General features: G+C 64.6%; 25 protein-coding genes. 9 read left to right on the forward strand and 16 right to left on the reverse strand.

The genetic code is table 11. The features are described 5' to 3' along the window. Positions 1 to 99: 99 nt before the first annotated feature. Complete coding sequence (locus ACWHXP_RS22335; protein WP_489635017.1) at positions 100 to 513, reverse strand: (R)-mandelonitrile lyase; 414 nt, start codon at positions 511 to 513, stop codon at positions 100 to 102. Continuing rightward, a complete protein-coding gene (locus tag ACWHXP_RS22340) occupies positions 510 to 1,739 on the reverse strand; it encodes an MFS transporter (RefSeq protein ID WP_489624072.1) in 1,230 nt (409 codons plus the stop codon). The genes ACWHXP_RS22335 and ACWHXP_RS22340 overlap by 4 nt, the downstream gene beginning before the upstream one ends. Before the next feature lie 256 nt (positions 1,740 to 1,995). On the opposite strand from ACWHXP_RS22340, the gene ACWHXP_RS22345 reads away from it, so the two are divergent. Then, positions 1,996 to 2,907, forward strand: coding sequence for a LysR family transcriptional regulator (locus tag ACWHXP_RS22345; RefSeq protein ID WP_489635016.1), 912 nt, complete (start codon positions 1,996 to 1,998; stop codon positions 2,905 to 2,907). Between the two features lie 115 nt (positions 2,908 to 3,022). Next, a complete protein-coding gene (locus tag ACWHXP_RS22350) occupies positions 3,023 to 3,487 on the forward strand; it encodes a cyclophilin-like fold protein (RefSeq protein WP_489624070.1) in 465 nt (154 codons plus the stop codon). A gap of 13 nt (positions 3,488 to 3,500) precedes the next feature. On the opposite strand, the gene ACWHXP_RS22355 is transcribed toward ACWHXP_RS22350, so the two are convergent. Next, positions 3,501 to 4,454 (reverse strand): LysR family transcriptional regulator, encoded by a 954-nt coding sequence (locus ACWHXP_RS22355; RefSeq protein ID WP_489624069.1) that lies wholly within the window; start codon positions 4,452 to 4,454, stop codon positions 3,501 to 3,503. A 151-nt stretch (positions 4,455 to 4,605) separates the two neighbouring features. On the opposite strand from ACWHXP_RS22355, the gene ACWHXP_RS22360 reads away from it, so the two are divergent. Together ACWHXP_RS22360 and ACWHXP_RS22365 are read left to right on the forward strand one after the other, a co-directional pair. Then, on the forward strand, positions 4,606 to 5,163 hold the full coding sequence (locus ACWHXP_RS22360) for a flavodoxin family protein (RefSeq protein WP_489624068.1): 558 nt from the start codon (positions 4,606 to 4,608) through the stop codon (positions 5,161 to 5,163). Positions 5,164 to 5,289: 126 nt separating this feature from the next. Next, a complete protein-coding gene (locus tag ACWHXP_RS22365) occupies positions 5,290 to 5,826 on the forward strand; it encodes an SRPBCC domain-containing protein (RefSeq protein ID WP_489624067.1) in 537 nt (178 codons plus the stop codon). Positions 5,827 to 5,829: 3 nt separating this feature from the next. On the opposite strand, the gene ACWHXP_RS22370 is transcribed toward ACWHXP_RS22365, so the two are convergent. Further along, positions 5,830 to 6,747: a LysR substrate-binding domain-containing protein gene (locus ACWHXP_RS22370; RefSeq protein WP_121040963.1), complete on the reverse strand. Its 918-nt coding sequence runs from the start codon at positions 6,745 to 6,747 to the stop codon at positions 5,830 to 5,832. 188 nt (positions 6,748 to 6,935) lie between these two features. Here ACWHXP_RS22370 and ACWHXP_RS22375 point away from each other — a divergent pair, with 188 nt between their 5' ends. Beyond that, a complete protein-coding gene (locus tag ACWHXP_RS22375) occupies positions 6,936 to 9,011 on the forward strand; it encodes a TonB-dependent receptor (protein ID WP_489637751.1) in 2,076 nt (691 codons plus the stop codon). A gap of 59 nt (positions 9,012 to 9,070) precedes the next feature. Here the strand turns inward: ACWHXP_RS22375 and ACWHXP_RS22380 are convergent, their stop codons facing one another. Genes ACWHXP_RS22380 through ACWHXP_RS22415 form a run of 8 tightly spaced genes read right to left on the reverse strand, consistent with a single transcriptional unit; the run spans position 9,071 to position 16,076 of the window. Then, positions 9,071 to 9,442 carry a RidA family protein gene (locus ACWHXP_RS22380; RefSeq protein WP_083859679.1) on the reverse strand — a complete coding sequence of 124 codons (372 nt, stop codon included), beginning with the start codon at positions 9,440 to 9,442 and terminating at the stop codon, positions 9,071 to 9,073. Positions 9,443 to 9,494: 52 nt separating this feature from the next. Continuing rightward, on the reverse strand, positions 9,495 to 10,898 hold the full coding sequence (locus ACWHXP_RS22385) for an FAD-dependent oxidoreductase (RefSeq protein WP_489635015.1): 1,404 nt from the start codon (positions 10,896 to 10,898) through the stop codon (positions 9,495 to 9,497). Then, positions 10,895 to 11,206: a (2Fe-2S)-binding protein gene (locus ACWHXP_RS22390; RefSeq protein WP_121041360.1), complete on the reverse strand. Its 312-nt coding sequence runs from the start codon at positions 11,204 to 11,206 to the stop codon at positions 10,895 to 10,897. The genes ACWHXP_RS22385 and ACWHXP_RS22390 overlap by 4 nt, the downstream gene beginning before the upstream one ends. Beyond that, positions 11,178 to 12,302 carry an NAD(P)/FAD-dependent oxidoreductase gene (locus tag ACWHXP_RS22395; protein ID WP_121040959.1) on the reverse strand — a complete coding sequence of 375 codons (1,125 nt, stop codon included), beginning with the start codon at positions 12,300 to 12,302 and terminating at the stop codon, positions 11,178 to 11,180. Before ACWHXP_RS22395 ends, ACWHXP_RS22390 begins: the two co-directional genes overlap by 29 nt. Next, positions 12,299 to 13,099 carry an ABC transporter permease gene (locus ACWHXP_RS22400; RefSeq protein ID WP_034334763.1) on the reverse strand — a complete coding sequence of 267 codons (801 nt, stop codon included), beginning with the start codon at positions 13,097 to 13,099 and terminating at the stop codon, positions 12,299 to 12,301. Before ACWHXP_RS22400 ends, ACWHXP_RS22395 begins: the two co-directional genes overlap by 4 nt. Then, positions 13,096 to 13,956: an ABC transporter permease gene (locus ACWHXP_RS22405; protein ID WP_220407226.1), complete on the reverse strand. Its 861-nt coding sequence runs from the start codon at positions 13,954 to 13,956 to the stop codon at positions 13,096 to 13,098. Before ACWHXP_RS22405 ends, ACWHXP_RS22400 begins: the two co-directional genes overlap by 4 nt. After that, positions 13,953 to 15,005, reverse strand: a complete 1,053-nt coding sequence (locus ACWHXP_RS22410; protein ID WP_209533932.1) for an ABC transporter ATP-binding protein — start codon at positions 15,003 to 15,005, stop codon at positions 13,953 to 13,955. Before ACWHXP_RS22410 ends, ACWHXP_RS22405 begins: the two co-directional genes overlap by 4 nt. Positions 15,006 to 15,044: 39 nt before the next feature. Further along, positions 15,045 to 16,076: an ABC transporter substrate-binding protein gene (locus ACWHXP_RS22415; RefSeq protein ID WP_243443064.1), complete on the reverse strand. Its 1,032-nt coding sequence runs from the start codon at positions 16,074 to 16,076 to the stop codon at positions 15,045 to 15,047. A gap of 240 nt (positions 16,077 to 16,316) precedes the next feature. Between ACWHXP_RS22415 and ACWHXP_RS22420 the strand changes: the two genes are divergently transcribed. Then, on the forward strand, positions 16,317 to 17,210 hold the full coding sequence (locus ACWHXP_RS22420; protein WP_034334773.1) for a LysR family transcriptional regulator: 894 nt from the start codon (positions 16,317 to 16,319) through the stop codon (positions 17,208 to 17,210). Here ACWHXP_RS22420 and ACWHXP_RS22425 read toward each other — a convergent pair. Continuing rightward, on the reverse strand, positions 17,188 to 18,174 hold the full coding sequence (locus tag ACWHXP_RS22425; RefSeq protein WP_489635014.1) for a LysR family transcriptional regulator: 987 nt from the start codon (positions 18,172 to 18,174) through the stop codon (positions 17,188 to 17,190). The genes ACWHXP_RS22420 and ACWHXP_RS22425 overlap by 23 nt on opposite strands. A 155-nt stretch (positions 18,175 to 18,329) precedes the next feature. On the opposite strand from ACWHXP_RS22425, the gene ACWHXP_RS22430 reads away from it, so the two are divergent. From ACWHXP_RS22430 to ACWHXP_RS22440, 3 genes are read left to right on the forward strand one after another with little or no spacing between them, the layout of a single operon-like run. Then, positions 18,330 to 18,956 carry an FMN-dependent NADH-azoreductase gene (locus ACWHXP_RS22430; protein ID WP_310836850.1) on the forward strand — a complete coding sequence of 209 codons (627 nt, stop codon included), beginning with the start codon at positions 18,330 to 18,332 and terminating at the stop codon, positions 18,954 to 18,956. 13 nt (positions 18,957 to 18,969) lie between these two features. Further along, positions 18,970 to 19,281, forward strand: coding sequence for a YciI family protein (locus ACWHXP_RS22435; RefSeq protein WP_329801262.1), 312 nt, complete (start codon positions 18,970 to 18,972; stop codon positions 19,279 to 19,281). Positions 19,282 to 19,295: 14 nt separating this feature from the next. Continuing rightward, entirely contained in the window at positions 19,296 to 20,096 is an 801-nt protein-coding gene (locus ACWHXP_RS22440) for an alpha/beta fold hydrolase (RefSeq protein WP_489624060.1), read from the forward strand. A gap of 21 nt (positions 20,097 to 20,117) precedes the next feature. Here the strand turns inward: ACWHXP_RS22440 and ACWHXP_RS22445 are convergent, their stop codons facing one another. The 3 genes from ACWHXP_RS22445 to ACWHXP_RS22455 are packed head-to-tail and all read right to left on the reverse strand — an operon-like array spanning position 20,118 to position 24,115. After that, positions 20,118 to 21,569, reverse strand: coding sequence for a cytochrome c (locus ACWHXP_RS22445; RefSeq protein ID WP_489635013.1), 1,452 nt, complete (start codon positions 21,567 to 21,569; stop codon positions 20,118 to 20,120). An 11-nt stretch (positions 21,570 to 21,580) separates the two neighbouring features. Beyond that, positions 21,581 to 23,362: a GMC family oxidoreductase gene (locus ACWHXP_RS22450; RefSeq protein ID WP_039783206.1), complete on the reverse strand. Its 1,782-nt coding sequence runs from the start codon at positions 23,360 to 23,362 to the stop codon at positions 21,581 to 21,583. A 45-nt stretch (positions 23,363 to 23,407) separates the two neighbouring features. After that, positions 23,408 to 24,115, reverse strand: a complete 708-nt coding sequence (locus tag ACWHXP_RS22455; protein ID WP_489635012.1) for a gluconate 2-dehydrogenase subunit 3 family protein — start codon at positions 24,113 to 24,115, stop codon at positions 23,408 to 23,410. Positions 24,116 to 24,161 lie beyond the last annotated feature (46 nt).

Below are 24,161 nucleotides of genomic sequence, written 5' to 3' on the forward strand. Positions count from 1 at the left end.
GGCCAACGGCTGACCTGACATCGTAGTGAACGAAATCGGGCGGGCACCCACAAGGTGTCCGCCCGATTTTTTGATTACTGAGCGAAGTGGGGGGAAGCCTCAGTCCCTGACGACTTCACCATCGAGATACTGCGCATCGGTGACCGGCTCCATCCACTCCACGTTCTTGCCATCAAGCAGTTCGGTGATGGCCACGTGCGTCATGGCGGTGGTGTCGGTGGCACCGTGCCAGTGACGGCGCTGGCACGGACACCAGACGACGTCGCCGGCGCGGATCTCGGTGCGCGGGCCGCCTTCGCATTGGGTCCAGCCGACGCCTTGCGTCACGATCAGGGTCTGGCCCAGCGGATGGGTGTGCCACACCGTGCGCGCACCGGGTTCGAAGGTGACGATGGCACCGCCCGCGCGCGCCGGTTCTTCACCCTGGAAGAAACTGTCGATGCGCACATGGCCGGTGAAGAAGGAGGCCGGTCCCTTGGCCGATGGGGTGCTGCCGTTGCGAATGATCTTCATGGAGATGTCCTTTCGTTGGAAGAAGGCCGGCGATCCTGGCGGGCCGTGAGCGCTGCCAGCAAGGCTGCGGCCAGCAGCACGCCTGCGCTGGCAAAGAAAGTGATGTGATGGCCGCCGTGGTCAAACAGCAGTCCGCCCAGGGTGGACCCCAGGCCGATGGCCAATTGCACCAGCGCCACCATCAGCCCGCCGCCGGCTTCGGCATCGTGCGGCAGGGTGCGCGCCACCCACGACCACCAGCCCACCGGTGCGGCCGTGGCGACCAGACCCCACAGCGCCAGCAGCAAGCTGACCGGCAGCACGTGATGGCCGCAGGCCACCAGCGCCAGGGCGATGACGGCCATCAGCAGCGGGATGAAGACCAGCGTGCCGTAGAACGAACGGCGCAGCAGCCGTCCGATGAGCGTAGTACCGATGAATCCGGCCACGCCGATGGCCAGCAGGATCAGCGACAGGGTTTGCACCTGCACCCGCGTTTCGCTTTCGAGGAAGGGGCGCAGATAGGTGAAGAGCGTGAACTGCCCCATGAAGAGCAGGCTCACGCCCGCCATGCCCAGTGCCACCAGCGGCGTGGCGAGCAGGGCCAGCGGATGCGTGGGCGCGGTGTGGCGCGCGGCCGGACGCATGGCCGGCAGGCTGAGCGCCTGCCACAGCAGCGCCAGCAAGGCCACCGGTGCCAGGCACAGGAAGGCGCCACGCCAGCCGATGAGTGCGCCCAGGTAACTGCCCAGCGGGGCGGCCACGACGGTAGCCAGGGCATTGCCGCCATTGAAGACGGCCAGTGCACGCGCCACGTCCTGCGGCGGCACCAGGCGGATGGCGGCGGCGGCCGACATCGACCAGAAGCCGCCGATGGCGATGCCGATCAGTACGCGCCCGGCCATGTAGACCGGATAGTTGGGGGCCAGCGCAATGACCGGGCCGGAGATCAGCATCAGCGCCGTCAGCCACAACAGCAGCGTCTTGCGTGGCAGCTGCCCGACCAGGCGCGCAATGCTCAGGCTGGTGAGCACGGCGAAGGCGCCAGAGACCGAGATCGCTTGCCCGGCCAGGCCTTCGCTCACGCCCAGATCCTGTGCGATGGGCGTCAACAGGCTTACCGGCATGAATTCGGAAGCGACCAGGGCAAAGGCCGTGAGCGTCATCGCGAAGACGCCGCCCCAGTGCGCCTGTACCGGGGTGTCGGTGGCCTGCAGTGAAGAGGTGGTGCAAGAGGAACTGCTCATGATGATGTCGGGCAAGACTGTGCCCGCCGCAGCACGCCGAAAACCAGCATGCACGGGTCGCAGCGCTTGCCGTGGAGAATGTGAAGGCAATCAGTGTCGCGCGCGTGCGCCGTATTGACTAGGTAATCAATCCTTAATTACCCTATTAGAAAAACTAATCAATGAATCCCGTCCCCCTTCGGTACCGACCCCGAGTTTCACAGGCGCGGCCTCCGGCTGATCCGGCTTTATTGCTCACCACAGGAAGGGTGGCTGCATGATCAAACGCAATCTCAATGACTTGCTGGGTTTCGTGACCGTGGCGCGCGAGGGCAGTTTCACGCGTGCCGCCGCCACGCTTGGCGTGACGCAATCGGCGCTGTCGCAAGCCATCCGCGGCCTCGAAGAGCGCCTGCAGATCCGCCTGCTGACCCGCACCACGCGCAGCATCTCGCTCACGCCCGCTGGCGAGCGCCTGATCCAGTCCATCGGCAACCGCTTCGACGAGATCGAGGCCGAGCTCGATGCCCTCACTGCACTGCGCGAAAAACCTGGTGGCACCGTGCGCATCACCTGCGGCGACGGCATGATCCAGCGCGTGCTGCTGCCCAAGCTGGCCCCGCTGTTGCAGCAATATCCCGACATCAAGCTGGAATTCGACATGAGCTACGCCCTGCGCGACATCGTGGCCGACCGCTTCGATGCCGGCGTGCGCTGGGGCAAGACCATCGACCGCGACATGATCGCGGTGCCCATCGGCCCGCCGCTGCGCATGGTGGTGGCGGCCTCGCCCGAGTACTTCACACGCTATCCGGTGCCGCTGCAACCGAACGACCTGATGGCCCAGGATTGCATCAACCAGCGCATGCCGTCCTCGGGCGGGCTTTACGTATGGGACTTTGAAAAGGACGGCGAAAAGATCAACGTGCGTGTCGACGGTTCGCTCATCTTCAACACCGTGCCGCCGCAGATCGATGCGGCCTTGGCCGGGCTGGGCGTGGTCCTGCTGCCCGAAGACGACCTTCAATCCTATCTGGAGAGCGGCCAGCTGGTGCGGGTGCTGGAGGACTGGTGTCCGGTCTTCGAGGGCTATCACCTCTACTATCCCAGCCGCCGCCAGCCTTCGCCCGCGTTCTCGCTGGTGGTCAATGCCCTGCGCTACGAAAACCGGCCACGTCAGCCGGGGTGATGACAGGGCGCCTGATTCATAAGCTGGACTGATGACCGCATTCAGGCCGGCGGGACTAATCACGAACCGATGATGCAGCGACAATCAGGCCAGATCGATTGCCTCCGGATTGCCCATGTCTTTCTCTTTCCTGCCGCGCCTGACCGTAGTTGCCGTGCTGATGGCCGGCGCGATGAGCCTCTGCCCGATGACGGCAGCGGCGCAGACCCTTCCCCCTGCCAAGAGCCTGCCCATGACCCTGCGCATCACCATCGCCGACACAGTCCTGACCGCGCGTCTCGAACCCGGCCCGGCCGCCCGCGACTTCGCCGCCCTGTTGCCGCTGACGCTGGAGCTGTCCGACTACAACCAGACCGAGAAGATCGCCCAGCTGTCGCGCAAGCTGGCCACGCGCGGCGAGCCTGAGGGCTATACCCCGCGCAGCGGGGACATCGCCTTCTATTCGCCCTGGGGCAATATCGCCCTGTTCTACAAGGACTTCGCTTACTCGAAGGGATTGGTCAAGCTGGGCCACATCACCGGAGACATCGCGGTCCTGCGCCAGCCAGGACCGTATATGGCCCTGATCGAGCAGGAATGAATCGCTGCCGCAATCAGGCCGCGTACTTGCGCAAGGCGGCCAGCGGCACGTGCAGTTCCTCGCTGGCGGCGAAGCCTTCCAGCAGGTAATCCACCGCCACCCGCACGCGCGGCGCGATCAGCGCCCGGTGCGGGTATTGCAGGCACATCTCGTAGTTGCCCGGATGATGGCTGCGCAAGAGCAGCACCTTCAATCGCCCGCGTTGCAGATAGTGCCACGCGTGATGCACCCCGACTTCGGCGATACCCATGCCGGCCAGGGCCGCCTGGACCAGCGCTTCGGGCGAGGACAAGGTCAGCAGTGCGTGTTCGGTATTCCAGGTCATGATGCTGCCGTCGCTGCCCTGGAAATTCCAGGGTGACACCTTGCCGCCCAGAAACTTGCGCGTGATCAGGCTGTGCTTGTGCAGATCCTGCGGGCGGCGCGGTGTGCCGCGGGCCTCCAGATAGGCGGGACTGGCGACCAGCGCCAGGTTCAGTTTGCAGATGCTGCGCGAGACCAGCGACGAATCGGCGATACGTCCGCCCCGGATCGCCAGGTCATAGCCGTCCTGCACCAGCTCGCTGAGGCGGTCATCGAAATCCACTTCCACCGACAAGGCCGGATAGCGCTGGCTCAGGCCGGGCAGCAGCGGCAGCAATTGTTCGCGGCCGAAGGCCGCACTGGTGGAGATGCGCACGCGTCCGGTCGGTGTCGCGCGTGCCGCCACCACGTCATCGGTTGCCTGTTCCAGTGCATCGAGCGCAATGCGTGCCTGACGCAGGAAGGCACTGCCTTCCTCGGTCAGGTTCAGGCTGCGCGTCGTGCGGTTCATCAGACGCACGCCCAGCGCAGTCTCCAGCCCGGCCACATTCTGGCTCACCGCAGCTGAGGAGATGCCCAGTGTCCGCCCGGCACCGGCGAAGCTGCCGCTATCGGCGGCCTGCACGAAGGAAATGATGGCGCGTACCCGTTGCGACGTATCCATGGCCGTTGCTCTCCGAAAAATGGATTGATAAGTTCATCTTGATAAATCCTAAAGGATTGCACTGCTGCCGTCATGTAATCCATTTGCGCAGAATGAGCCTGTTACGTCATTCCCCGGTCCCGAACAGTTTGATTTATCCACAGGAGAAAACATGAACATCAGCATCGTCTCTGACAGCGGCTACGGCCATACCGAAAAACTCGCCCAGTCCGTGGCGCGCGGCGTGGAGGAAGTCGCAGGGGCTCACGCCACCCTGGTGCCGCTCGCCGCCGGCAGCGTGGACTGGGCTGCCATTGCCGCCAGCGACGCCATCATCTTCGGCTCGCCGACCTATAACGGCACCATCTCGGCGCGCTTCAAGCAGTTCATGGAAGACTCGACCCGCCAGGCGTGGATCCCGCAGACCTGGCGCAACAAGGTCGCGGCCGGTTTCACCAATTCCGGCGCGCTGCACGGCGACAAGCTCAATTCCCTGGTGACCCTGGCGCTGTTCGCCGCCCAGCACGGCATGCTCTGGACCGGTGTCGATCTCTTCCCCGGCAAGAGCGGTGATGAACTCAATCGCATCGGTGGCTGGCTGGGAGCGATGGCGCAATCGGACGATGCCCCCGCCGAGGTCACGCCCGGTGCCAGTGACCTGGCCACGGCTGCCTATCTGGGCAAGCGCGTGGCCGAGGTGGCGGCGCAATTCGCACGCGGCCGCGCCTGAACCTCAGGCCCGTGCCCTGATCCAGATATCAGTTTTCCCGATATCCATCATCGTTTTTCAGGATTGGCGTAATAACTGGACGGTCCGCATCATGCAGACCTGTCCAACAATCCGCCAAGGAAAATCATGTCTGCCATCACCACTCAAGCCGCCATCATCTGGCCGGCCGGCTATCTGCCCGGCACCACCGACAACTACGTTTCCAATGAAGTGATCATCGCCGGTCTCTCGGCGCCCCAGGTGTGGCCGCTGCTCAACGACACGCGCGCCTGGGCCGGCTATTACGGCAATGCCAGCGAGATCCGCTTCCATGATGGCAGCGGTCCGCTGCTGTCGGCGGGTGCACGCTTCCGCTTTACCACCTTCGGCTTTGCGGTCGAAGCGGAAGTGACCGAATACCTGCCGCCCCAGCCTGGCCAGGCCGCTCGCATCGCCTGGCACGGCTGGGTCGAAGGCGATGCCGCGCAGCGTCTGGATGTCCACCACGCCTGGCTGTTCGAAGACCTGGAGGGCGGCCGCGTGCGCATCCTCACACAGGAGACCCAGAACGGCCAGCCCGCGCGCGAGCTGGCAGCCACCTTGCCCAATCCCATGCTCAATGCCCATCAGGAATGGATCACCGGCCTGGCGCGGGCAGCGGCTGAGGCCGTTGCGCTGCGCTAAGGATCAGCGCAGAGGCACCAGCCCGGCCGTGGCAAACAGCAGTTGCCGCAGCCAGCGCTGCGCTGGATCGCGATGCGTGCGCTCGTGCCACGCCGCTGTCTTGGTGAAGCCGGTGATCTCCAGCGGCGGCGGCAACAGCTTCAGGCCCTCCACCCCGGCCACCAGCCGGGACGGCACCACGGCCACCAGGTCGGTGCTGCGCAAGATTTCCGGCAACACCAGGAAGCGCTTCACTGACAGGCTCACGCGCCGCTGCAGGCCGCGCTGTGCCAATGCTTCATCGGTGACGCCATGGAAGGGATCGCCCGCATACGACACCAGCGCATGATCCAGCGCGCAGAACTGCTTGAGCGAGAGCCGCTGTCCCCGCACCACCGGATGATCCTCACGCATCGCGCAGACGTAATGCTCGTCGAACAGCCGCCGCGCATGCAGGCCCGGCGGCGTATCCTGCGGCGTGGTCAGTGCCAGGTCGATCTCGCCGCGCTCCAGCCGCTCCTGCAGCGGTGCATCTTCCATCGACGCCAGTGCCACGCGGATGAACGGGGCATGCTGCTTGAGCGCCGTCAGGAAGGGCAGGGCGACCGCGCGCAAGGCATAGTCGGTGGCGGCGATGGTGAAATCCAGATGGGCCGTGGCCGGGTCGAACACCGGCGGATGCAGCAGGCCATCGATGTCGCGCAGTACGCGTTGCACCGGTTGCGCCAGTTCCAGCGCCCGTGGCGTGGGCACGATGCCGCGCTGGCTGCGGGCAAACAGGGGGTCATCGAAATTCTCGCGCAGCCGCGTGAGGATGCCGCTCATGGCCGGCTGGCTCACGCCCAGCCGCGCTGCGGCACGCGTGACGTTGCGTTCATCGAGCAGGGCGGCCAGTGCCTTGAGCAGGTTCAGGTCGAGGGTACGGAGGTCCGGTTTTTTCATGCGCGCAGGATCAGCAGGAAGAGATCTCGCATGGTAGCAAGCCCCTGCGACAAATTGCCACATTCAACAAGTGGTCATACCAGATTATGCTTGCCGCTCCTGATTTTCCATGCGGCATCCAGGGGACGGCAGCGCAGCTGCCGGGGGAGGCCGCATGCTCTGCCTATACCAATACCAATACAAGACCAATGACGACTCACTCCGCCCGCCGGCCCGGGCCGCAGCATCGCGCACGACCCGTGTTCAAACTCACCGCCCTGTCCGGCCTGCTGGCCCTGGGGGCCGCACCTTGGGCGCTGGCGCAATCGGCCAGCGCCGCTGAGGATTCTTCACTGACGCTCGGTACCGTGGAAGTGAGCGCACGCCGCAGTGGTCCGCTGCAACTCAACAACGTGCTGACCTCGGTGGACCTGATCGGGGCCGACCGCATCCAGCAACAGCAGGTGCAATACAACTGGGAGCTGTTCGCGCAGTCGCCCGGCGTGATGCTGACCCAGTTCCGCCAGGGCAATGAATCGGGCAAGCTGTCCTTCCGTGGCTTCAATGGCGAGGGCGAGGTCAATGCGGTCAAGCTGCTCATCGACGGCATCCCCAGCAATGACAATGCGGGCGGCATGCCCTTCCTGGGCACGCTGTTCCCGCTCGATATCGCCCGCATTGAGGTTGTACGCGGCACCAACGATGCGCGCTACGGCCTGCACAACATCGCCGGCAACGTCAACATCGTCACCCGCCAGGGCGGCAACTACGACGAGGCGCGCCTGACCTACGGCAGCTTCAACACGCGCCAGGTGCAGGTGGTCAAGGGCGTGGAAAACGGCAACTGGTCCCAGAATTATTTCGTCGGCTACGAAAAATCGGATGGCTATCGCGACCATGCGCAGGCCGAGAACATCGCCTTCTCCGGCAAGTGGTTCTACACCAGCGATGATGGCCGCTATCGCACCGGCCTGAGCATCCGTCATGCCAATGCCTATGCCCAGGAACCGGGCTACCTGACGGCCCAGGATGCGCGCAGCAACCCGACTTCGTCCTATGCCTATGCCCAGTCCGATGGCGGCAACCGCCAGATGGACCAGGTCAGCCTGCACTTCGATGGCGACATCGATGACCAGCTCTCGGTCGGTGCCAAGCTCTATCTCAATCGTGTGCGTGACCAGCGCTGGCTGCGCTATTCCTCCACGACCTCGCAGCAGGAGCGCGTCATCGACGAGACCCACTACGGGCTGTTGACCAATGCCACCTATCGCCCGCGCTGGAAGGCGCTCGAAGGCATGAGCGACCTGGCACTGGAAGGCGGCTTCAGCATGGAGCGCCAGGAAGACCAGAGCCCGCGCTACAACACGGTCAACCAGGTACGCGTATCGCAGACACGCGACCATCATTTCGTCTTCGATACGGTGGGTGCCTATGTACAGGCCGTGATCAAGCCGGTGGAGTCGCTGCGCATCATCCCCGGCTACCGGGTCGACCATGTGGGAGGACGTTTCAACGATCCCTCGCGCGGGGTGAGCTATGGCATCCAGGATTACGGCTACATCCGCCAGCCCAAGCTGAGCGTGGTCTATGCACCGATCCGCGAGGCCAGCCTGTATGCCAACTGGGGCCGCACCTTCCAGGTCGGCGCGGGCGCGGCGGCCTACAAGTCCAACAACAATGACCTGCGTCCTTCCATCAATGACGGCTGGGAAACCGGCGTCAAGTTCACGCCGGTGGACTGGCTCGATGGTCGCGTGGCGGTGTGGGAGCAGCGAGCCTCGGATGAAGTCAAGCGACGCCTGAACGATCCCACGGGCGATTCGGAAAACGTGGGACGCACGCAGCGCAAGGGTGTCGACCTGCAAATCAATCTGCGCGCCGGCAAGCGCACCACGCTGTGGCTGGCGTATTCGCGCCAGCGTTCGGAAATCATCACGCCGGACCCGACCGCACCCAACACCCTCGGCAAGGAAATCGACCACGTGCCGCGCCAGGTGTATTCCGGTGGCATCGATTACCAGGCCACGGCGGACCTGAAGCTGTCGGCCTCGGTCAACGGCCAGGGCAGCTACTACCTGACCACGGCCAATACCGGCGGCAAGTACGGTGGCTATACGCTCTTCAATGCCAGCGCGACCTATCAGGTCAACGACAAGCTGAGCCTGGAACTGCAGCTCAAGAACCTGGCCAATCGCTACTATGAATATGTCTGGATCAACGACCAGACCCGGCATGCACCGGGGGATGGGCGGGCGGTCTACCTCTCTGCCAATGTGAAGTATTGAGCAAAAAATACGGAAGGGCAGGCAGCCGCAATGGCTGCCTGCCCTTCTTTTTTTTCTGCTTATCGGGCAGCGATCACGGTCATCTCGACCAGCAGATTGGATGCGCCCAGTCTGGCTTCGAGCGTAGTACGGGCCGGCGCGGTTCCGGCAGGCACCCAGGCATCCCACACCGCATTCATGGCCGCAAAGTCGGCGATGTCGCGCAGGTAGATGGTGGTCGAGAGGATGCGCTCCCGGCCGGTGCCGGCTTCCTGGAGCAGGGCATCGATCCGGGCCAGGACTTCGCCGGTCTGGGTCGCGATGTCGGCCTCGGCATGCGGTCCGCCATTGGCGGTCTGGCCGCACAGGTAGACCAGGCCGCCATATTGGACGATCTTGCTCATGCGCGCATTGGTGTGTTTTCTCTCGATGCTGTGGTCGGTGGTGCTCAAGCGATTCTCCTGTCAACGATGGATCATGTCACTGCCATGGGGCTGCCCCGGATCATTCCGGGGCCAGCGGTTCGGTATCGGCCAGTGCCGCCAGCGAAGCCAGCGCAATGGGTTTGAGCGGCGTGCGGATGTGATAGGCGCCGACTTCCTCGGGCGACTTGTGCAACGCCTGCGCCAGCATCTGCGTGACGGTCAGGCCGCACATGCGTCCCTGGCAAGGACCCATGCCGCAGCGGCTGAAGAACTTGGTCTGGTTCGGCCCCTGGCATCCCAGGCGTGCCATCTCGCGGATCTGTCCGGCCGTGACCTCTTCGCAGCGGCATACGATGGCCTCGTCCGGCGGCTGCGCGAGCCATTGCGGCGGACGATAGAGGGCGTCCAGGAAGGGACGGATCCGCAGATGCCGGTCTCGTTCCGCCTGTGCTTCCCGCACGCTGGCGGCGCACGTGGGCGCATCGATTTTGCCCACGGCCAGTGCGGCATGGGCGGCCGCAATGACGCCCGCCGGTTCTGCCGCACGGGCGCCCGCAATAGCGGCACCGTCGCCGGCAATGCGCAATCCGGGCAGGGAGGTCTGGCCGCCTGCGTCCACTACCGGCGTCCAGCAGAGATTGATGGCATCCCACTGGTGATCGAGGCGCAGCTGGCGGCTGAGCTGCGTATTGGGTACCACCCCGTGATGCAGCAGAACGACCTTGGCCGCCAGCGTGTGGCGCTGTGGTCCGATATTGAACTGCACCTGCTGTACCTGATGCTCGCCCTCGATGCGCAGCTCGCTGGCACCTTGATAAAGCGGTACGCCAGCCCGGCGCAAACGCCACAGCATCTTCAGACCCTTGATCAGATAGTGCGGCGCGCCCAGCGCTGCGGGCAGATGACGCAGGGCGCGGCGCAGGTTTTCGCGGGGCGCTGTCTGCACCACGGCCGCGACTTCGGCCCCCGCCTCCAACAACTGGCAAGCCACCAGCAACAGCAGCGGGCCCGCACCGGCCAGTACCACCGGCCCCTGCGGCACAGAGGCCGAGGTCTTCATCGCGATCTGCGCGGCACCGGCGTTGAGCACGCCCGGCAAGGTCCAGCCCGGCACCGGCGAAGGCCGTTCCATGGCGCCGGTAGCGGCAATGATCTGGCGCGCCCGCACGCGTGAGGAACGCTCATCCTGCTGGAACGTGACCACCAGATCCTCGGTGATCTCCCAGACCAGGGCACCGCGACGATAGTCCACGCCGCATTGCTGCAGGCGCTCGGCCAGGCTGCGTCCATGACGATAGTCCGGGCCCAGTACCGCAGCCACCTTGGGCGGCACTTGCGTGACATTGCGATAGATCTGGCCGCCCGGGTGGCTCTGCTCATCCAGCAGCAGCGTCTTCAGACCGAGCGCGGCCGCATGCAGCGCGGCGGACATGCCGGCCGGTCCGGCACCGATGATGATCAGATCGTGAGTGGGGGCCATCATGCCGGGTCTCCCACGTGACGCGCGCCGTCGGGCAGGCGGACCTGCATCCCTGCATGCACCTGCACCATGCAGGATTGCACGTTCTGGCGGCCATCGACCTCGACCAGGCAATCGAAGCACACCCCCATCAGGCAAAAGGGGGCGCGCGGACTGCCCGAGACCGGCGTATGCCGCAAGGGGACGACGCCCGCATTGAGCAGGGCAGTGGCGAGGCTTTCACCTGCGCGTGCCCGGATGGTCTTGCCATCGACCAGGATGGCAATGTCGGCGCGCTGGTCTTCACTGGCCGTCAGCATGGACTTGAACATGGAATCGCTCCGCTTTGAAGGTGGAAATGGCGGCTGGCTCGGCCGCACCCCGGATCCAGTCCGCCAGGGGACCGGCGTGCATGGCGGCCAGCGTGATGCCGCTGTGGCAGGTCACAAGGAAGGCGCCCGGGCATTGACGTGATTCTTCGTAGATCGGGAAGCCGTCCGGCGTCATCACCCGCAGCGCTCCCCAGGTACGGACCACGTTGGCCCCGTCGAGCAGAGGAAAATATTTGCGCGCGCGATGGGCGATGTGGGCCAGCTGATCGATCGAGGTGCGGTCATCAAATCCGACGTCCTCCTTTGAATCGCCGATCTGCACCACGCCCTCGCCGGTCTGCCGCACGTGCCCCGACGGATGGCGCAGGAAGGGCTGCATGCGTTCGGTCACCAGCACCTGTCCGCGATTGGGCGCGACCGGGGCATGCAAGCCGACCATCGGGCCCAGCGTGCGGTTGCCCAGCCCGGCCGCCAGCACCAGCTTGCCGGCGACGTATTCCTTGCCGCCCGCCTGCACGTGGAAGCGGTCGGCACGATGGACGATCTGCTCGCAGCGCACGCCATTGCGCAGGATGCCGCCCAGCGTGTGAAAGCGCTGTACCAGCGAGCGCAACAGGCGCAGCGGACTGACGTGGCCGTCACGCGGACCGTAGACCGCACCGACCACTTCCGGGCCGATGTGCGGCGAGAGCTGTTTCAGCGCGACCGGATCGAGGACCTCGAAGGGGTAGTCACCGACGGCGGCGCGCAGGTTTTCCAGCTTCCGTACGTAGGCCCGCAGTTCGTCCTCGTCCAGGAAGAATTGCAGGCCGCCGATCTGCTGCAGCTCCAGGTCGATGCCGTTGGCCGCCGTCAGCTCCTGCGCAAAGGAGGACCAGCGCAGCACCGAGGCCATGCTCCAGCGCGCATAGTCGGGCCGTTCTTCGCCCTTGCCCTGCACCCAGACCAGGCCGAAATTGCCGCGTGCGGCACGAAAGGCATCGTCGCCCTCGTCCAGCACCAGCACTCGTTCGCCGGCTTTGGAGAGGCCGTAGGCGATGGACATGCCCACCACGCCGCCGCCGATGACCAGCGTATCGATATCCGTTGAAATCATGATGTCTTTCCAGAGAGAATCCGGTCCAGCCCGTAGAAGCGTTCCAGCAGCGCCATCAGCACCAGGGTCAGCACGATGAGTACCGTGGAGACCGAGGCCAGCAGCGGATCGATGGTGTTGGCGATGTGGTTGTACATCTTCACCGGCAAAGTCTCGGTACCGGCGGAAGCGACGAAGATGGACATGGTCAGTTCGTCGAAACTGTTGATGAAGGCAATGATCCAGCCCCCCGCCACGCCCGGGATGATGAGTGGCAGCTCGACCCGGCGGAACACCGTCCAGGCCGATGCACCCAGCGATTGCGCGGCCTGCGCGATGGTGCGGTCGAAGCCGGTGGCTGCGGCTACCACCAGGCGCAGTACGTAGGGCAGCACGATGACCGTGTGTGCCACCGTGAGGCCCCAAGCGGTACCGGGCGAGCCCAGCAAGGTCAGCAAACGCAGCAGTGCGATGCCCAGCACGATGTTGGGCACCATCAGCGGCGACAGCAGCAGCCCCAGCAAGGCATCGCGTCCGGGGAAGCGATACCAGGCGATGGCCATGCCGGCCGGCACCGCCAGCAAGGTGGCCAGCGTGGCTGCCGTGACGCCCAGCGACAGGCTGCGATAGAAGGCCGTCATGAAACTGTCTTCGCGCAGGATGGCACCGTACCAGCGCAGCGAGGCGCCATCGAAGGGCAGCGAAATATAGCCCTTGTCGGTGAAGGAAACGCAGACCACCATCACCAGCGGAGCCAGCATGAAGGCCGCAAAGGCGAAGTGGAACAGCAACAGCGGAAGCGGAGCGCGCGTCTTCATTGGAACACCTGCCTGTAGCGGCGCTCCACCAGGCGGTTCACGCCCAGCGAGACAGCCAGCACGATCACCAGCAGCACCACCGACAGCGCCGCCCCCAGTGGCCAGTTCAGATTGCCGAGGAATTCGTCATAGATGGTGGTCGGTACCACTTTCAGTCGTCGTCCGCCGATGATGGCCGGCGTGGCGAAGGCGCTGGCCGCCAGCGAAAACACGATCAGTCCGCCCGAAAGCACGCCCGGGATCACCTGCGGGAAGACGATGCGCAGCATGATGGTTCCCAGTCCCGCGCCCAGCGATTCGGCAGCCTGTTCGGTGGCCGGATCGAGCTTCTGCAGCGAGGCCCAGACGGCCAGTACCATCATCGGTACCAGCACATGCACCAGGGCGATCACCACGCCGGTAAAGGTGAACAGCATCTTGACCGGCGTTTCGATGAGACCCATCGCCATCAGTGCCTTGTTGATCACGCCTTCGTTGCCCAGCAGGATGGCCCAGCCCAGGGTACGGACCACCACCGAGATCAGCAGCGGCCCCAGTACGATCACGATGGACACCGCCCGCCATCTTTCCGACAGGCGCGACAGCACATAGGCTTCCGGTACGCCGATGGCAATGCAGATCAGGGTGACCACCAGCGCCAGCCCGAAGGTGCGCAGGAAGATGCTCTGGAAGTAGTCATCGGTGGCGATGTCGAGATAGTGGGTCAGCGTGAGCTGATCGCCCGTGCCGCCACCAGCCACGAACGGAAAGAAGCTCAGCGACAAGGTCACCACCAGCGGCAGCACCACGAAGGCCAGCGTGAGCAGGGCGGCCGGTGTGCCCATCCAGTAGGGCAGGGCACTGCTGCGGGCGGTCATTGCGCGGCTCCCGCACGGGGGACCACGTGCGCATGTTCCGCTGCCCAGCGCAGGCTGACCGTATCGCCTTCGGCCGAGCTGGGGGCACCCCTGTTGGACTGGCTGATCTGCACCAGGCCCAGCGGGGTCTGCACCTGATAGAGCCAGTGATTGCCGAGGAATACGCGTGCCTCCACGCGCCCGGCCAGCATGGCTGTTTCCGGCGTGGTGAATTCCAGCTTCTCGGGACGCACGATGTATTCGACCTCGCCGTGGGTGGCCAGATCGGAGGCAGGCAGGCGATAACCCTGGAGTTCGACGCAGTCGCGGCCCTGCATGCGGGTGCCGGCAAACACGTTGGCCTTGCCCAGGAAGGTCGAGGAAAACCGTCCGTTGGGTTGTTCGTACATGTCGTAGGGACGGCCGATCTGTTCGATGCAGCCCTTGTTCATCAGCACCACGCGATCGGACAGGGTCATGGCCTCGGCCTGGTCATGCGTGACCATGATGGTGGTCACACCCACACGGTGCTGCAGGGCGCGCAGTTCGATCTGCATTTCTTCGCGCAGCTTGGCATCGAGCGCACCCATCGGTTCATCCAGCAGCAGTACCGGTGGCTGGATGGCCAGGGCGCGTGCCAGCGCAACCCGTTGGCGCTGGCCACCGGAGAGCTCTTTGGGATAGCGTTGCGCCAGCGCAGCCAGGTGCACCAGCTCCAGCGTTTCCGCCACCCGCCGGTTGCGCTCGCCGCTGGCCAGGCCCTGCATCTCCATGCCGAAGGAGACGTTTTGCGCCACCGTCATGTGCGGGAACAAGGCGTAGTTCTGGAAGACGATGCCGAGGCCGCGCCGGCTTGGCTTGATGTCGGTGATGTCGCGGCCATCGAGCAGGATGCGTCCGCTGCTGGGCTGCACGAAGCCGGCGATCATCTGCAGCGTGGTGGTCTTGCCGCAGCCCGAGGGCCCCAGCAGGCTGATGAATTCGCCCTTGGCCACCGACAGCTCGCACTGTCCCACGGCCACTACATCGCCGTAGTGCTTGGACAGGCCATTCAATTGAAGAAAGCTCATGGAGGAAATCCCCTGGTCTGATCTGGCAAGGAGGAGCGCTCAGCGCTCGACGGCGCGGTTCCAGCGATTGGTCCACTCGGCGCGCTGGGCATTGATCACGCCGTAGTTGGGAGCGATCATCTGGCCCACCTTCTCGGGTCCGTAGACCACGCGCTTCATGACCTCCGGTGCGAGCCTGGTGTTCTTGTTGACCGGTCCCCAGCCCTGGGCCGTGGCGAGGATGGCCTGCACCTCGGCCGACAGCACGTACTGCAGGAACTGCTGCGCCAGCTTGGGCTGCGGTGCACCTTCGACGACACAGGCGGCCGACATCAGTGCCACCGCCCCTTCCTTGGGATAGACGAATTCCACCGGTGCGCCCTGGTCGATGACCGCCTGCACGCGGCCATTGCCCCAGACGGCAAGGGCCGCCTCACCGGTCTGCAGCATCTCGGCCATCTTGCCCGGAGAGGGCTCCCAGGCCAGCACATTGGGCGCCACCTTCTTGATCATGGCGTCGAAACCCGGTGCGATCTTTTCTTCGCTGCCGCCGTTGAGGCGCGCCATCATGACCAGCGTCAGCAGGCCATAGCCGTTGGTGATGGGCGGAATCACCACCTTCTGCTTGTACTTGGGATTGGTCAGGTCCTGCCAGGAGTCGGGGGCCTTCCAGCCGTTCCTGGCAAAGACTTCCTTGTTGTAAGCCAGGCCGGTGGCGATGAAGCCGATACCGATCGACTTGTCCCCGATCATGCGGGCGTTGGGATAGGCCTCGCGCGAGCCGCTGCCTTCTTCGATCTTGGCGCACAGGCCCTGGCCGACGGCCTGGTACATCGGACCATCGTCGATCATGGCCAGCGACATTTCCTGGCGGCCCTTCTGCGCTTGCAGCTTGGCCAGCAGGTCGGTGGAGTTGCCGGATACGTAGACCACCTTGCTGCCGGTCTTCGCTTCGAACGGCGGAATGATCTTTTCCTTGAAGGCCTGTTCGGTCGAACCGCCGTAGCCGCCGACATAGACCGTTTCCGCCGCATGGGAAGTTGCCGTGGCCAGCAAGGCGGCCGCCATCGTTACGCCAAGAACGCTTCGCATCAGGTATTCCTCCGGGTAGGGACTGCAGTTGAATGGACAGCAGGAGCCCCTAGTGTAGGCAGTCCTCCGCGCCTCAAATATTAAAATTTCGAGGGTTGCTTATGCCTGTTTGTTATGTGTCTTGTTGCGGTGCAAATCAGCGAATTTACGAGGGAAAAGGCACTGCAAAGATGCGATACTGCACCTCCTTGAGGCATATTTGCCGAACCATTACAGCGAGTTGGTTATATGAGAAACAGCGTGAATTTGCGCCAGATCGAAGCCTTCTATTCGGTCATGCGCACCGGCACCGTAGTGGGTGCCGCCCAGATGATGAGCGTGACCCAGCCGGCGGTGAGCCGGGCCATCGCGCATCTGGAGATCAGGATCGGCTACGACCTGTTCGAGCGGCGCGGCCGCAAACTGGTCGCCACACCCGAGGCCCAGGCCCTTTATGCAGAGCTCGAACCGATCTATGGCAACCTCGACCGCATTGCCCAGGTGGCGCACGATATCGGGCACCAGCGGGCCGGTGCATTGCGCATTGCGACATTGCCGGCGCTCTCGCAGAGCCTGGTGCCGCGTACGGTGGCACGCTTCGCGGCGGCCCGTCCGCAGGTGTCGGTCTTCGTGCAGACCTTGCCGTCACGCCAGATTGCCGAGATGGTTGCGACGAAGCAATTCGATATAGGAATTGTCGAGTTGCCGCTATCACAGCCTTCGATTTCGATCGAACCGCTGGAACCGCTGGAGCGCGCACTGGTGCTGCCGGTCGGGCACCGGCTGGCGCGCCGCAAGCGGATCTCGCTCAAGGAGCTGGATGGAGAGCGGATGATCCTGCTGTCGCAGCACAGCTACATGCGCTACCAGATCGATGATGCGCTGTCCAAACTGCGGGTATCGGTGCAGGTGGCCATGGAGACGCCCAATTCGCTGGTGGCCTGTGCGCTGGTGGCGGAAGGGGCCGGGATCACGCTGGTATCGCGCATCACGGCGGAACCGTTCGTCAGCGCGGGCGTCGTGATCCGGCCGGTGGTGGAAGAGCTCGATACGCGTTGCGCCATCATCTTCCCTTATCCCGGCAAGCGGCTGGCACTGGCGGAGACATTCGCAGCCGACCTGCGGGACGAGCTCAGGCGCTGCCAGTCCGCCTGATCCGGGGCTTACCGGTCCGCGCTGGCTTGTGCGCCAGCAGCGCCAACAAGGCCTGGTTTTCCTGCTGCATGGTCTGCGACAGCTCAACCGCCATGAATTCAATGAAGGCGCGTACGGCCGGCACCAGTCCGCGCCGCGACGGAAACACCGCATGCAGCTGATGCGGCGTGCCACGATGCTGAGGGAGCAGCACCCTCAATTGACCGCCTTCGATGGCAGCGTGGCAGACGTTGAAGGGCAGCAGTGCCACGCCGGCACCGCCGATGGCAGCCTGCATCGCCAGATGCATGTCGTCCGTCACCATGGCTGCGACGTAGTCGATCTCGGCGACTTCTCCCTGCGGACCGTGCAGTCGCCAGCGCTGGGCCTGGCCCGGCATGCCGCCGGGACCCAGGCCGCGTTGTCCTTGCAGAGCCTCCACGCTGTCGAAGGGACCATGTCGCCGAATGTACGCAGGGCTGGCAGCCAGTACCTGCTGGCTGGTGCCGAAGGTACGCACCACCAGGTTGGAATCTTCCAGCGTACTCCTGACCCGCATGGCCACATCGAAACCCTCGCCGATGACATCGACCCGGCGATTGCTCAATTCCAGCTCCAGCCGCACGTCAGGATGGGCGCACAGGAAGCGCGCCAGCAGCGGCGCCAGGAAGATGTGCGCCACTCCCATGGGCGACCTCACCCTTAGCCGGCCCGCAGGTTTGGCCCCCGCCTGTTCGCTCACTTCCACCGCCGCCCGCGCCGCCTGCGTCATGGCTTCGCAGTGGGTAAAGAAAGCCGCACCCACATCGGTGACACGCACCACCCGTGTCGAACGTTGCAGCAGCCGCACGCCCAGTCGCTGTTCGAGCTCGGCCACCCGGCGGCTGATGCGTGATTTGGGAATGTCGAGCGCACGGGCGGCTGCCGAGAAGCTGCCGTGCACCACGACAGACGCAAACAAGGCGAGATCGTTGAGGTCTTCCATGCGCGCTCCGACGATGAGGGAAAGCCTGATTATAAGATCGGCATTGTTCCATGCATGGAACAATCTGGTGCGCCGATGATGGCTAGTGGCGCGGCCTTTGCGTCGGTATCGTCAGTCCCGTGCTCTTCCTCATTGATGACTGAAAGGACCTCGCCATGAAGATTCTCCACCTCGATACCAGCATCCTGGCCGATGCCTCCGCCTCACGTGTCCTGAGCGCGGCCATCGTCGATCATCTGCAGGCCCGGCATCCGCAAGCCCGGGTCAGCGCACGCGATCTGGTGAGTGCGCCCATCGCCCACCTGGACGGTGCCATTGCCGCCGGCTTCCGCCAGCCCGGTGGCAGCGTCACGGATGCGGGCGTACTGGCCGAGCACGCGCTTTCAGAGACGCTGGTCAGCGAATTCCTCGACAGTGACGTCATCGTCCTGGGCGTACCGATGTACAACTTTTCGGTGCCCAGCCAGCTCAAGGCCTGGCTGGACCGTGTGGCCCAGCCGGGACGCACCTTCCGCTATACCGAGCAGGGGCCGCTGGGTTTGTCCGGTGACAAGGCGGTGATCGTGGCTTCCACGCGCGGCGGCATGTATTCCAGCGGACCGGCGGCGGTGATGGACCATCAGGAGTCGTACCTGAAGGCCTTCTTCAGTTTCCTCGGCATCCAGCGCGTGCGCTTCGTACGTGCCGAACGGCTGACCAAGGGGGCCGAGCTGCGCAGCCAGTCCATGCGCGTGGCGCTGGACGAGATCCCGTCCGTCGTGGCCGACCTGCTGGCCAACTGATCGGGAGCGCATCATGATCTTTGCCATCGTCCTCACCTATACCCGACCCATCGAGGAAGTGCAGCGGCACCTCGACCCGCACAAGGCCTGGCTTGCCGCGCAGCTCAAGCAGGGCCGCGTGATCTGCGCGGGCCCGCTGGCGGCGGGCGGCGGCGGACTCATCCTGGCTTCCTGCGCCGATGAAGCGGAACTGCACGCGATGATGGCGCTGGATGCCTTCATCAGCCAGGGCGTGGCCAGTTACCAGGCCCATGGCTGCACACCCGCCCTGGCTGCCGCTGGCTTCCCGGCGCACTGGGTGCCACAGGCCACCTTCATCGGATGAGGAGCGCAAGAGCGATGAAGCACAACCTGGACCGCCATCGCCTGCGCAGGCGTTGGATGCTGGCCGGCCTGATGGCCTGGCTTTTTCTGATCCCGTTTCTCTCACCGGCCCAGACCATGCGTACCGAGCCCGCCCCCTTGATCGATATCGTCCTGGTCCACGGCGCGTTCGCCGATGGCTCCAGCTGGAGCAAAGTGATCGCGCTCCTGCAACGCAAGGGTTATCACGTGACGGCGGTACAGAATCCGCTCAGCAGCCTGGCGGCCGATGTGGCGGCCACTTCCCGCGTCATTGCGCGCCAGCCGCATCCGGTGCTGCTGGTCGGGCATTCGTGGGGCGGGGCGGTGATTTCGGAGGCCGGGAATCAGGAGAAGGTGAAGGGACTGGTCTATCTGTCAGCGCTGGCACCGGATTCCGGCGAGAGCGTGGCGCAGGCCTTGCAGCGACTGCAGGCACCCATGCAGGGCCTGCAGCCGGACCACGACGGACTCATCTGGCTGGATGACCCCAAGGTATTTGCGCAGGTGATGGCGCACGACGTGGCGGTCGATCAGGTACGTGCGCTGGCGGCCGTGCAGCAACCCATTGCCGCCAGCGCCTTCGCGGAAGCGGTCATGCACGCGGCCTGGCACGACAAGCCCGGCTGGTATCTGGTCACGCAGGGAGATCACGCCTTGTCGACCGCCGTGCAGCAGCAGTTTGCCGCTGCCATGAAGGCGCAGACCGAGACCATTGTTTCCAGCCACCTGTCGCTGGTCTCGCATCCGCGACAGGTGGCCGACCTGATTGATCGTGCCGCCCGTAGCCTGCATTGAAGGGGTGCAGCGGCGTTGCGCTCAGGGTGCCCGGTCTTCTACGGGCTTGGCCGTCTTGCGGATCTTGGCCACATCGGCCGCACTCACGGTCGCGCCGCGATTGCCCCAGGCGGTCTGGATGTAGGAGGTGACTTCCGCTACCTGCTGATCGTTGAGCAGTTGCGCATAGGGTGCCATCACCAGCCCCGCCGTGGCGGAATCGGTGGAGGGCTGGCGTCCTCCTTGCAGGATGATGCGGATGGCCGAGGTGGCATCCCCGGTTTGCAGCACCGGATTGCCGGCCAGCGCCGGGAAGGCCTTGCCATAGCCGGTGCCGTTGCTGCGATGGCAGGCCGCGCAGCGATCCAGATAGAGCGCTGCGCCCGGCGTCTGCGGACGTCCTTCGTAAGCCGCCGTGGCCGCGGCCTCGTCATAGCGATAGGGCTCGGCTCCGTTGCGTGGTGCCAGGCTCAACAGGTAACGCGACATCGCATTGAGATCGGCCTCGGTCATGTATTGCATGGAATGCTCGATCACGTCATTCATGGCACCGAAGGAAGCGGTGTACTGGTTGCGGCCGGTACGCAGGAATTCCACTAGGTCGGCCTGGCTCCAGCCCGCGATACCACCGCCATGCTCGTTGCGCAGCGACGGTACGCTCCAGCCATCGACCACCTGCCCGCCGGAGAGATACAGGCGGCTGCTGTCATCCCGCAGCGATTTCTCCTGCATCGTGGTCGAGCGCGGCGTGTGGCAGCTGCCGCAATGGCCCAGTCCTTCCACCAGATAGGCCCCCCGCGCCAGTTGTGCGTCAGTCCCGGCGGGTGCCGCATAGGGCGCTGGTGTCGGCGCGAACAACTTGCGCCAGATCGCCAGCGGCCAGCGCATCGACAAGGGCCAGGGGATGTCATTGGCACGATTGGCCTGCGCCGAGGGCGGCACGGCCTTGGTGAAATACGCGTACAGCGCCTGCATGTCCTCATCGGTCAGGCGCGAATACGAGGGATAGGGCATGGCCGGATAGACCGTATAACCCGCCTTGGTCACGCCGGTGCGCATCAGGCGCGCGAAATCTTCGTAGCTCCAGTCGCCGATGCCGTGTTCCTTGTCCGGCGTGATGTTGGTGGAGTAGATCGCACCGATTGGCGAGGCCAGCGCCAGTCCGCCTGCGAAGGGCGCACCTCCCTTGCTGGTGTGGCAGGCCACGCAATCCCCGGCGCGTGCAAGATAAGCACCGCGCAAGAGTAGCTGGTCATCGGCACTGGGGCTGTCTTTTTTGGCGACGCGCTCGGCCAGTGCCGCATCGGCCGGCGGCGTGGCCAGCGGACGCAGGGGGGCCGTTTCCCGGTTGAGCAGGCGCGCGCCCACGGGCGGCTTGGGTGGGGCAGGAACGCTCAGCGATGCATCGGCATGCGCCAGGTTGTAGGCGGCGCTGGCGGCCAGCGCAGCGGTACCGAGCGCCAGGGCGGAGATCAGGATCAGTCGTTTCATCATCGCTCCCGTCTTCACGCGCTGACCAGCGGTCGCGGGTCCTTCAGGTATTGCTCACGGATGGCGCGCGCCGACCAGTAGGTCAGCGCCACCGCCGCCCCGGTCGGGTTGTAGCCGATGCCCTGGGCAAACACGCCCGAGCCCACCGCAAAGACGTTGTGCACATCCCAGCTCTGCAGGTAGCGGTTCACCACGCTGGTGGACGGATCCGTGCCCATGGCCACGCCACCGGCCCAGTGCGTGGTCTGGTAGCTGCGCAGGTCGGGCGCGGCACCGAAGTCCTTGACCGTGACCTTGATCTCGCGCGCCTTCAGTTCGTGCGCGATCTTGACGGCCTGGTCGGTGACGTAGCGGCTCATGCGGATGTCGTTGTCCTTCCAGTCGAAGGTGAAGCGCAGCAGCGGCTGGCCGAAGGCATCCTTGTAGTTGGGATCGAGATCCACATACACGTCGCGATAGACCATGTTGGCGCCATGCACGTCGAAGGACATGGTGTTCAGATAGCTGGCCTTGACCGCACGCTTCCAGTCGCGGCCCCACTTGGGCGTACCGCTGGGCACGGCGATGCCCGAGATCGGCTTGGCCCCGGCCGGGTTGCACCAGATCGGCGAGCCACCGACGAAGCCCAGCGGGCCGTGGTCCATGTGGTCGCCATTGAAATCATCCACCGCCACGCCATTGCCACCGGCACCGATGAAGCCGTTGATGTTCTTGCCCGGATCGAAGAAGGCATTGATGGTCGACATCATCTGGAAGGCGATGTTGCGGCCGACCGCACCGGTGTTGCTCACCGGGTCATAGGGTTTGCCGATGCCCGAGAGCAGGAACAGCCGCGCATTGTTGTACGCGAAGGTACTGGCGATGACGATGTTGGCCGGCTGGAACACGGTATCGCCATTGGCATCCACGTAGGTCACGCCGGTGGCCTTCTTGCGGGTGCTGTCGAGTTCGATGCGCAGCACGTTGCAGCTGCTGCGCAATTCGAACAGCGCACTCTTGCGCAGGGCCGGCATGATGTTGACGTTGGGCGAGGCCTTGGAATAGTTGTAGCAGGCATAGCCGGAGCAGTAGCCGCAGAAGGTGCAGGGCCCCATCTGGCAGCCGTACTGGTTCACGTAGGGCGCCGAGGCATTGGCCGAGGGCAGGGTGAAGGGATGGAAGCCCGCCTGCTGCGCGGCCTTGCGGAACAGCGCGGCCTGGTATTGCTCCTTCTGTGCGGGCAGCGGGAAGTTGTCCGAGCGGTTGGCTTCGAAGGGATTGCCGCTGTCGTCGACCACCTTGCCGCCGACGCGGTAGGCGGTGCCGGAGGTGCCCATCATCTTTTCGGCGAAATCGAAATACGGCTCCAGTTCCTCGTAGGTCACTCCCCAGTCCTGCAAGGTCATATCCTTGGGAATGAAGCCCTTGCCGTAGCGTTCCTCGTAATGGCTGCGCATGCGCAACTCTTCCGGCAGGATGCGCCAGTGGCAGCCCGACCAGTGCAGGCCGGCACCGCCCACGCCTTCGCCCGGCTTGAACATGGCGATCTGGCGATAGGGGATGGCGCTGTCGCCGGTCTTGCGGCGGAAGGTGAACGAGGATTTGTTCAGATTCTGGAATAACTTGAAGCGCTGCTGGTATTCCAGCTCATTGATGGTCTTGGGATAGGCGCCATCCGGATAGGTATCGCGATAGACGCCGCGTTCCAGCGCCACCACGCTTTGTCCGGCCTCGGTCATTTCCTTGGCCATGATGGCACCGGTCCAGCCGAAGCCGACGATGACGACGTCGACTGCTTTCATGTTCTTGTTGGCCATATGCTTGGGCTTTCGGGGTCAAACGATGCGAGGAGGAAGCAGCGATCAGCCGCGCGAGATCGGAGGCAGGGGATAGGTGCGGCCGTACTGGTCAACCCAGTCGTAATAGTCGGCGCGGGCACCGGGGAAGCCGATCATCTTCCACGAACCCATGCCCTTGTTGCCGCCATCGGTGGGGTCGCAGAAATAGCCTTCGTGCACGTTCTGCAGCAACAGGTTGAACAGCGCCGCAGGCGGGATGGTGGCCATCTTGAGGCTGCCCTGGTCGCCCTTCTCGAACTCGCCCATCATCTTTTCGCGTTGCTGGGTGTTCAGTTCCACATAGCCGTGGCCGTACTGCTGGCGGATGGCCGCGTCGAATTCGGCCAGTCCCTTCTTGTACAGTTCGCGTGGCGGATAGGGCAGCTGGTAGCCGAATTCGGGCGGAGCGTCCGGGGTGAAGGGGCCTTGCATGTACCACAGCTGGCCCTGCCCGTAGGGGGTATTCATCTGCGCATCGATGAAGGCGGGTACGCCCGCTTCGAGCGCACCGGGCCCGGTCTCGTCGGCGGGGATGAGGGTATCGGCCAGGGCGCTAAGGAGCGCGAATTCATCCTGGTTGAAGAAGACGGGTTTGTAGGGGACGTTGCCGACTTGTTCCTGGGCACTGGCGGAGAGGCTGCCGGTGGTGACGGCCAGCGCGGCAGCGGGCGCGGCGGTCAGCGCGCCGCGCAGGAAACGGCGGCGATTGGCGGAGATGCTTATTTTTTTCATGGCGCGTTTCCTTGAGGGAAATCCGGAGCGTGAGCAAGGCCTCGCC

The sequence above is a fragment of the Herbaspirillum sp. Her2 genome, from assembly GCF_057961375.1.

Coding starts and splice junctions, on each gene's coding strand:
- ACWHXP_RS22335 (WP_489635017.1), bottom strand. CDS start 513: ATGAAGATCATTCGCAACGGCAGCACCCCATCGGCCAAGGGACCGGCC.
- ACWHXP_RS22340 (WP_489624072.1), bottom strand. CDS start 1,739: ATGAGCAGTTCCTCTTGCACCACCTCTTCACTGCAGGCCACCGACACC.
- ACWHXP_RS22345 (WP_489635016.1), top strand. CDS start 1,996: ATGATCAAACGCAATCTCAATGACTTGCTGGGTTTCGTGACCGTGGCG.
- ACWHXP_RS22350 (WP_489624070.1), top strand. CDS start 3,023: ATGTCTTTCTCTTTCCTGCCGCGCCTGACCGTAGTTGCCGTGCTGATG.
- ACWHXP_RS22355 (WP_489624069.1), bottom strand. CDS start 4,454: ATGGATACGTCGCAACGGGTACGCGCCATCATTTCCTTCGTGCAGGCC.
- ACWHXP_RS22360 (WP_489624068.1), top strand. CDS start 4,606: ATGAACATCAGCATCGTCTCTGACAGCGGCTACGGCCATACCGAAAAA.
- ACWHXP_RS22365 (WP_489624067.1), top strand. CDS start 5,290: ATGTCTGCCATCACCACTCAAGCCGCCATCATCTGGCCGGCCGGCTAT.
- ACWHXP_RS22370 (WP_121040963.1), bottom strand. CDS start 6,747: ATGAAAAAACCGGACCTCCGTACCCTCGACCTGAACCTGCTCAAGGCA.
- ACWHXP_RS22375 (WP_489637751.1), top strand. CDS start 6,936: ATGACGACTCACTCCGCCCGCCGGCCCGGGCCGCAGCATCGCGCACGA.
- ACWHXP_RS22385 (WP_489635015.1), bottom strand. CDS start 10,898: ATGATGGCCCCCACTCACGATCTGATCATCATCGGTGCCGGACCGGCC.
- ACWHXP_RS22390 (WP_121041360.1), bottom strand. CDS start 11,206: ATGTTCAAGTCCATGCTGACGGCCAGTGAAGACCAGCGCGCCGACATT.
- ACWHXP_RS22395 (WP_121040959.1), bottom strand. CDS start 12,302: ATGATTTCAACGGATATCGATACGCTGGTCATCGGCGGCGGCGTGGTG.
- ACWHXP_RS22400 (WP_034334763.1), bottom strand. CDS start 13,099: ATGAAGACGCGCGCTCCGCTTCCGCTGTTGCTGTTCCACTTCGCCTTT.
- ACWHXP_RS22405 (WP_220407226.1), bottom strand. CDS start 13,956: ATGACCGCCCGCAGCAGTGCCCTGCCCTACTGGATGGGCACACCGGCC.
- ACWHXP_RS22410 (WP_209533932.1), bottom strand. CDS start 15,005: ATGAGCTTTCTTCAATTGAATGGCCTGTCCAAGCACTACGGCGATGTA.
- ACWHXP_RS22415 (WP_243443064.1), bottom strand. CDS start 16,076: ATGCGAAGCGTTCTTGGCGTAACGATGGCGGCCGCCTTGCTGGCCACG.
- ACWHXP_RS22425 (WP_489635014.1), bottom strand. CDS start 18,174: ATGGAAGACCTCAACGATCTCGCCTTGTTTGCGTCTGTCGTGGTGCAC.
- ACWHXP_RS22430 (WP_310836850.1), top strand. CDS start 18,330: ATGAAGATTCTCCACCTCGATACCAGCATCCTGGCCGATGCCTCCGCC.
- ACWHXP_RS22435 (WP_329801262.1), top strand. CDS start 18,970: ATGATCTTTGCCATCGTCCTCACCTATACCCGACCCATCGAGGAAGTG.
- ACWHXP_RS22440 (WP_489624060.1), top strand. CDS start 19,296: ATGAAGCACAACCTGGACCGCCATCGCCTGCGCAGGCGTTGGATGCTG.
- ACWHXP_RS22445 (WP_489635013.1), bottom strand. CDS start 21,569: ATGATGAAACGACTGATCCTGATCTCCGCCCTGGCGCTCGGTACCGCT.
- ACWHXP_RS22450 (WP_039783206.1), bottom strand. CDS start 23,362: ATGGCCAACAAGAACATGAAAGCAGTCGACGTCGTCATCGTCGGCTTC.
- ACWHXP_RS22455 (WP_489635012.1), bottom strand. CDS start 24,115: ATGAAAAAAATAAGCATCTCCGCCAATCGCCGCCGTTTCCTGCGCGGC.